The following is a 6673-nucleotide window of genomic DNA, read 5'->3' as shown; positions in this document are numbered from 1 at the left end:
GTTAAAAAGTTGGAAAGTACAGTCATGTTGAGATAAATTATACCATAAATATTAAGTAATGATATATATATTTTAAATGAGTGCATGAGCAAATCTGAGATCATTCGGCAACTTCAAGATCAAAATGAGCAATTAAGATTTGAGAATGAATCTCTCAAGGCCAAGATCCGTGAGCAGAAGCCCGTTTCCCCACCGCCAGGGTCAGGTTCCCGTAAGGCATGACCAGCATCCTCGCATCCTTGCCCTGCCTCGCTTTGGCCATGGCCAAAGCCTCATCCAGAGTCTTTGCCGGATTCATAAAGCACATCTCGACCTTATCCCTGGGCATGGAAGAGACCAGAATCAGATGGTGCTCCATCGACTCCCTGGCCAGGAAGGCCGCCTTGTGCCCTCCAAACTCGTACTCCCTGCCGAACCGCTCCCAGCAGTCCTCGGCAGACGAGGCCTCGCAGGCCCAGCGCTCGAATGCCGGATGGCCCAGCCCCTCGCAACATTCCGCTAAGAGGATGATGGTACCGCCGGGAAGGGCGGCATTCTTGGCATTGTCCAAAGCCTTCTGGGCCTGGAATAAATTGAGGTCCTTGGGCCTGCCTCCGGCGCAGCTGACTACGATCTCCGCCGGCTCCACATAACGGCGATACATCCGGTCAACTGCCGCCGCCCCCACTCTATGCGCCTTTATGAAGTCTCCAGCGGTAGACAGGACGATCTCCTTTTGGCTATTCAAGACAGTGTTAAGTATGAAATCCAGATCCGCGATTCGGGCAGCATCCTCCATATCCAGGCGGACGGGGCTTTTCAGGTTCCCGGTAGTTGCCGCAGGATCCCTCATCAGCTCGTGATTCCTGACCACAGAGGGCTCGGAGCTAACCCCGGGGAGAATGGCCTTTGCCCCGCCGCTGAAGCCGGCATAATAGTGATACTCGATATTTCCCGTAGCCACTATCAGGTCAGAGGAGGCGACCGCCTCCAGAACCTCCACCGGAGTTCCCCGCTCAGTCCATCCCAGGGGAACACAGCCTTTGGAGTCGTGCTGAACATGAGGCAAGCAAATGCAGTCCTTTAAGAGATACTCCTCCTCGGCAACGGTCATCCTTCGATGGGTGCCCAGAGCGAAGACAACAAACAGACTCCTGATACCCAGCTCCCGGATCCTCTTGACAAGCGGAGGAAGCATGAGGTGGCTGGGAGCAGGGCGGGTGATATCGCTGACCAGAATGGAAGCCGACCTTGCCCCTGCAAAATCCTCCAGCCTCCTTCCAACCGCCTGATCTAAGGATCTCTCGACCTCCCCGGAGCCGGCTGGCGGAAGCTCCTGGGGAAGGACGACCTTTGCCTCCTCGCCTGCAAGAAGATCGAGGCAACCCTGGCCGTAATTGAGCTTAATGGTATTGTTATTCGGTTTCATTGGCGTGGCAGTCCGCTATTCATCTTATATTATCCAGAGATGGTTTTGAATATATATATGACCTATGTCTTCCAGACCACCGCTCGGGTGAGCATCTCAGAGAAGGCATCGAATATCGGCCGGTCCGTCTGGAAGAGGAAATAGTTCGCACCGACCTGGTCACATGCTTCTCTGATCTTTTCGTTATGCTCTGCCAGTCTCGTCTGGTAGTCCGCCCGCTCTCCCTCAGTCACCCGGGTGATGACGGAAAGGCCGCTCTCCATATCTACGAATTTAACATCCCCGCCGAATCCCATCCCCATCTCATCCGGGGAGAGGACCTGAATGACCACCAGCTCATGTCCGGAGAGGCGAAAGATGCTGGTTATCACATCCTCGGTATCCTCCAGGAGGTCGGATATCAGCACCACCAGGCTGGTGGTCTTGATCTGGGAGGCAAAAAGCTCTGAGACCAGCTTCAGGTTGGTTCTTCCTCGGGGCAGAGTATCATCAAGCATGGCAATGGATGAAATCAGGTTCCTCCTCCCTCGCTTTGGCTCTCCGGGATAGAACCGGTGGCAGAAGCGCGACAAAGTGTATTTCTCGTTCTCCATGGTGGCCAGATAGGCAAAGCCCGCAGCCAGGCGGGAGGAATAGGCATACTTTCCGGCATAGCCCATGCTGGCGCTGCTGTCTAAGAGGATATGGACCACAAGGCTTCTCTCCTCCTCATGCTCCCGGATGAAGAGCTTCTCCGTCCTTCCGTAGACCTTCCAGTCCACCAGCTTGAAGTCGTCCCCCTTGCGATACTCCCGATAGCCCACCGGGCTGATGCCGTGGCCAAATCGCATCGATTTCCTCCCACCGCTATATGCCGTGGAGACGCGCTTCCGGACGAGCAGAGTGAATCGCTCCAGCTCTTTGAAGAAATCAGTATCCATAATTCATCTCATAGCGATAGGCTCTTCAGGATGTCACCTACCACCTGGTCGCGGGTGAGGCCCTTCCTCTCCGCCTCGAATCCCAGTATTATTCTATGCCTGAGTACAGGATAGGCCATTACATGCAGGTCTTCTTTGGATACATAGTTCCTCCCCTGCAGAAATGCCCTGGCCTTAGCCGATAAGATGAGGCCGATGGAGGCCCTGGGGCTGGCACCGTACTGGACCCCGTCCCAGTTACGTGTGGCCAGGACCAGGTTAACCACTGCACGTTTCAGATCATCCGCGATCGGTATATCGCGACAGAGCTTCTGAAGGGCAATAACCTCCTCCTTGCTCACTTGAGGGGAGACCTTGGGCTCTGCCCGGATGGTATACCGCTCCAGGATCTCCAGCTCCTCATCCATCGTGGGATACTCCATGAAGATCTTGAGCAGGAACCTGTCCAGCTGGGCCTCGGGCAATGGGAAGGTTCCTTCCATCTCTATGGGGTTCTGGGTGGCCAAAATGAAGAAGGGCCTGTCCAGAGCATAGGTTTTGTTGCCCACGGTTACCTGTTTTTCCTGCATGGCCTCTAAAAGGGCGCTCTGAGTCTTGGGCGAAGCCCGGTTGATCTCGTCCGCCAAGACGATATTAGAGAAGACTGGCCCCGGCTCGAAGCGGAACTTCTTTCCCCCGCCGATCTCGTCTATGATGGTGGTGCCGGTGATATCCGCCGGCATCAAATCCGGCGTGCACTGAATTCTGCTGAAGTCCAGGCCCATGCAAGAGGCAGTGGTCTTCACAAGCAGAGTCTTGGCCAGACCCGGATTGCTCTCCAAAAGGGCATGCCCTCCGGCGATAATCGACACCAAAAGCTGCTCTATGGCCCTGTCCTGGCCGACGATCACCTTATCGATCTCTTTTCGGAGCCTCTGGAAAATCTCCGGAGCTCGGCTGTAGACTGATCTGAGATCCTCCGACATTATTCTCTTCTGAAGAGATTTTGGTCTAATTATACCTTTTCCAGCAATCCAGAAGATGTAAATATAGTGCATACTATCTTATTAATGGAGACATAGATGACGAGCACCGATGCTATAAGGGCTACAGTGGATGAGCTTCTAAAGGTGCTCTCCGCCAGGAACATAATTGGGGAGCCTATGGACTTGGAGGACAAGATCATCATACCCATCACCAAGATGGGGATGGGATTTGGCACCGGCCAGGAACCAGGGGAGAGCGAGGCCATTAAGGTCAAGGCAGGTGGTGGGGTGGGGGTCATACCCATCGCCATTGTGGTTGTGTTCAAAGGGATTCCCGGCGAGGATGGTGTCAAGGTGATTCCTCTATCCGGCCATATCTCAGGCAACCAGCCCCTGGCCGAGATAGCCAGTGCTGCCCAATCTATCCTGGAGAGATTTGCTGCTTCCCAGGAGAGAAAAGAAAAGGATAGGAAAGAGAAGAGATCTTCTAGGGAGACTGCGGTGCTCGTCGAATAGAGGGCCATTGATAGATGCCTTAGAAGGGATTTCAAAGGACAATTTCAGGATCTAATTTAGCGTGAGGCATTCTTGATGCCACTGACCCTACACATTCTGACAGGGATATCGCCTCCTGGCCTTTTAACATCCGCCGCAATAATCCTAATGCTTTTCATCGCTTTCCTGCTAGTCCTTCTGATAATTCCCTTAAGTCTATGCCTGTTCCTCTGCAAAGAGGGGCAACTGATTGAGGGAAAGCTGAGAGGATCTTGGCTGGGAATATCCGCAGGCGGTGACTTGAGAAGCAAGGAGACCCAGCTTCTGGGAAGGCTCTGGATATCGTGGCATAACATCAGACTGCTATATAGAGAGACTTCCGCTCCATCAGCACTCGATCTTATTGCATCGATAACCGGGGATGAAAAAGAAAAAGATGAGGAAAAAGAGGATAAAGAAGGGCAAGATGAAAGCCATCCTGGCTCGGATGGAAAGGGCGGAGAATTGGAGGTTATTGAAGAGGGCGATGCCGATGGAATAAGCGTTCGCCGGATCAGGTCTGTGCTGGCAGCCATGCCCGCCTTTATCGATCTTATTCGGGATCTCTTCAGATCATTCCACTTCAAGACCATCCGCTGCCACCTGAAGTTAGGGCTTGATGATCCTTCCGAGACTGCCATATTGACTGGAAGGCTCTGGTCTATAGCAGCTTTTCTCAGTTATCTTGGAGCGGATATCCAGATCGAGCCATTCTTTGAAGAAGAGCGATTGGAGGGAGAGCTTCTGGCAGAGGCCAGAATGCGTCCCATCCATATCCCAGCAGCGATTATCTCCGCCCTGCGGGAAAAGGAGATGAGATCGCTGATAAAGGATGCTATCGGCTGGGGGCGTTAGATGAATAAAAACACTAAAAATAAATGGATCCCCAAGATGCAGACGCATATACTGGCAGGAGCAGAGATCAGGGCAGGATCCAGAGTGCTCTATCCCATCATCAAGATCCTGGTCATTGCCGCTGGAGATCGGCTGCTGGGATTCAGATTAAGCCCGATTGCATTGCTGATTGTGGAGCCCGGAATGCGATATGCGATCTCCATGGAAGGAAAACAATTGGCCTTGGATGAGGTCTACAAGCTGGCTCCATCTCTGAGAGATCTTGACCTCAAAACGGCTGATCAGCGCATCCATAGGATATGCGAATCCTCCTGGGGAATAAATGCATCCGGATGATAGGGCACAATACGAGGGGTATAATCCTCAGCATGCCTGTTCGCTGGAACATCAGCGCAGTAAACGAACCCATTGACTGAACCGGTAAGCGTCCCTCTCTGATCCATAAGGATCCTCGCCGGCTTCGTCTCCTCTACCCGGCTGGATTGGGGCAGAGGGTCGGCATAAAGCTCCACCTGAATATCATCTGGATAGACATCGCCTAAATATACCTCTATCTGAAAGTGCCACCGATCCTCCTCGTCCCTGGTCACCTTCTGATGGCCAAAATGAACGCCTCTCCAGCATTGGTTGATCCGCTTCTGCCAACCCACCAGCTCCTTCGCCAGCTTTGCTCCCTCTTTTGCCCTCTTTCTATAGGCGTCAGCCGCTGGCTGGTAGACTTTCTCTACATACTCTTTCATCATCCGGTTGCCGCTATAGCGCGGGGTTAGCTCAGTCATGCTGGCCTTGATCTTTGCCACCCAGGATGATGGCACTCCCTGATCGTCCCGCTGGTAGAAGAGCGGTATTACCTCCTCCTCCAGCAGACGGTAAAGGTTCCGGGCATCTAAATCATCTCTTTCCGGCCCAAAGCCTGCAGGGGGCTCAATCTCATCTCCCTCATCTCCCAACAGCCAGCCCACCCGTGGTTCATAGGCCTCATCCCACCATCCGTCGAGAGTGGAGAGGTTCAGCCCGCCATTGGCCAGAACCTTCATGCCGCTCGTCCCGCAGGCCTCATTGGGACGGAGTGGAGTGTTAATCCATAAATCCACTCCCGCCTGCAGATGCTGGGCCAGATCGATATCGTAATCCTCGAGAAATATCACCCGGTCCGTTACATCCGGCCGGTCGGCGAAGTTGGCCATCTGCTTGACCATCTCCTTCCCAGCGACATCTGCAGGATGAGCCTTTGCAGCCATCAAGAGCTGAACCGGCCTATCATGATTGGTCAGAATACTGACCAGCTTCTCCTCGTCCCTGAGGAGAAGATTTGTGCGCTTGTAGGCGGTTGCCCTTCTGGCAAAGCCTATGGTGAGGGTATTGGGGTCCAAGACGTGCCTGGCGGTCTCTATCTCCTCAGACGAGGCTCCATGCTCCTGCATCTGCCGGGCGTGACGCCTGCGAGCATAATCGATTAGGTCTTTTCTGGCAAGAGCTCTGAAGTTCCAGATATCCTGGTCGCTCTGCCTGGCTATCTTTCCTGCCTCGTAATCGATGCTGTCCAGACCGCATCCCGTCGGACAGCTCAAAGACCATAATCTCTGGGCCACAGGAGAATCCCAGGTAGGAATATGAACCCCATTGGTAATGTAATCAATAGGCACCTCATTCTCCGGCCAGCGGGGATAGCGGGACTGAAAGATCCTCTTGCTCACCTGGGCATGAAGCCTGCTCACTCCATTAACAAAGCAGCTCCCGCTAAGAGCGAGAAGAGCGATGTTAAAGGGGCTACTGTCATCCTTTTCGGTCTTCAATCCCATTATGACCAGATCATTCGGAAAGAGGCCTTGAGCGTCTGTATAATGCTTTGCATATTTTTTCAAAAGATCTCTATCGAATCGATCGAAACCCGCCTCCACCGGGGTATGAGTGGTGAATACATTTCCCGCCCGGGTGGCCCAGAGAGCCTCCAGGAATGAGCAGCCTTCCTCATGCATGAAGCTATAGGC

The 6673-nt window shown here is 53.3% G+C and carries 7 protein-coding genes; 3 read left to right on the top strand and 4 right to left on the bottom strand.

Annotation, left to right across the window (positions count from 1 at the left end; genetic code table 11):
• Positions 1-154: 154 nt before the first annotated feature.
• The 3 genes from larA to BP727_RS13425 all read right to left on the bottom strand — a co-directional run bounded on the left by larA (position 155) and on the right by BP727_RS13425 (position 3293).
• A complete protein-coding gene (gene larA / locus BP727_RS13435) occupies positions 155-1408 on the bottom strand; it encodes a nickel-dependent lactate racemase (RefSeq protein WP_013718066.1) in 1254 nt (417 codons plus the stop codon).
• A 62-nt stretch (positions 1409-1470) separates the two neighbouring features.
• Positions 1471-2328, bottom strand: a complete 858-nt coding sequence (locus BP727_RS13430; protein ID WP_013718067.1) for a DUF58 domain-containing protein — start codon at positions 2326-2328, stop codon at positions 1471-1473.
• 8 nt (positions 2329-2336) lie between these two features.
• Positions 2337-3293 (bottom strand): AAA family ATPase, encoded by a 957-nt coding sequence (locus BP727_RS13425; protein ID WP_013718068.1) that lies wholly within the window; start codon positions 3291-3293, stop codon positions 2337-2339.
• Positions 3294-3389: 96 nt separating this feature from the next.
• On the opposite strand from BP727_RS13425, the gene BP727_RS13420 reads away from it, so the two are divergent.
• The 3 genes from BP727_RS13420 (at position 3390) to BP727_RS13410 (ending at position 5018) form a co-directional block, all read left to right on the top strand.
• Positions 3390-3809, top strand: a complete 420-nt coding sequence (locus tag BP727_RS13420) for a GerW family sporulation protein (protein WP_273271659.1) — start codon at positions 3390-3392, stop codon at positions 3807-3809.
• Between the two features lie 75 nt (positions 3810-3884).
• Positions 3885-4682, top strand: coding sequence for a DUF2953 domain-containing protein (locus BP727_RS13415; protein ID WP_286859357.1), 798 nt, complete (start codon positions 3885-3887; stop codon positions 4680-4682).
• 36 nt (positions 4683-4718) lie between these two features.
• Complete coding sequence (locus BP727_RS13410; RefSeq protein ID WP_286859354.1) at positions 4719-5018, top strand: hypothetical protein; 300 nt, start codon at positions 4719-4721, stop codon at positions 5016-5018.
• On the opposite strand, the gene glgP is transcribed toward BP727_RS13410, so the two are convergent.
• A partial coding sequence (glgP, locus tag BP727_RS13405; protein WP_286859352.1) for an alpha-glucan family phosphorylase occupies positions 4964-6673 on the bottom strand: 1710 nt, incomplete at its 5' end. The two genes, BP727_RS13410 and glgP, sit on opposite strands and share 55 nt — an antisense overlap.

Source organism: Methanosaeta sp. UBA356, assembly GCF_002496465.1.
Classification (GTDB): Archaea; Halobacteriota; Methanosarcinia; order Methanotrichales; family Methanotrichaceae; genus Methanothrix; species Methanothrix soehngenii.
Note: the sequence above shows the minus strand (reverse complement) of the source record. Positions and strands in the feature narration are given on the sequence as shown.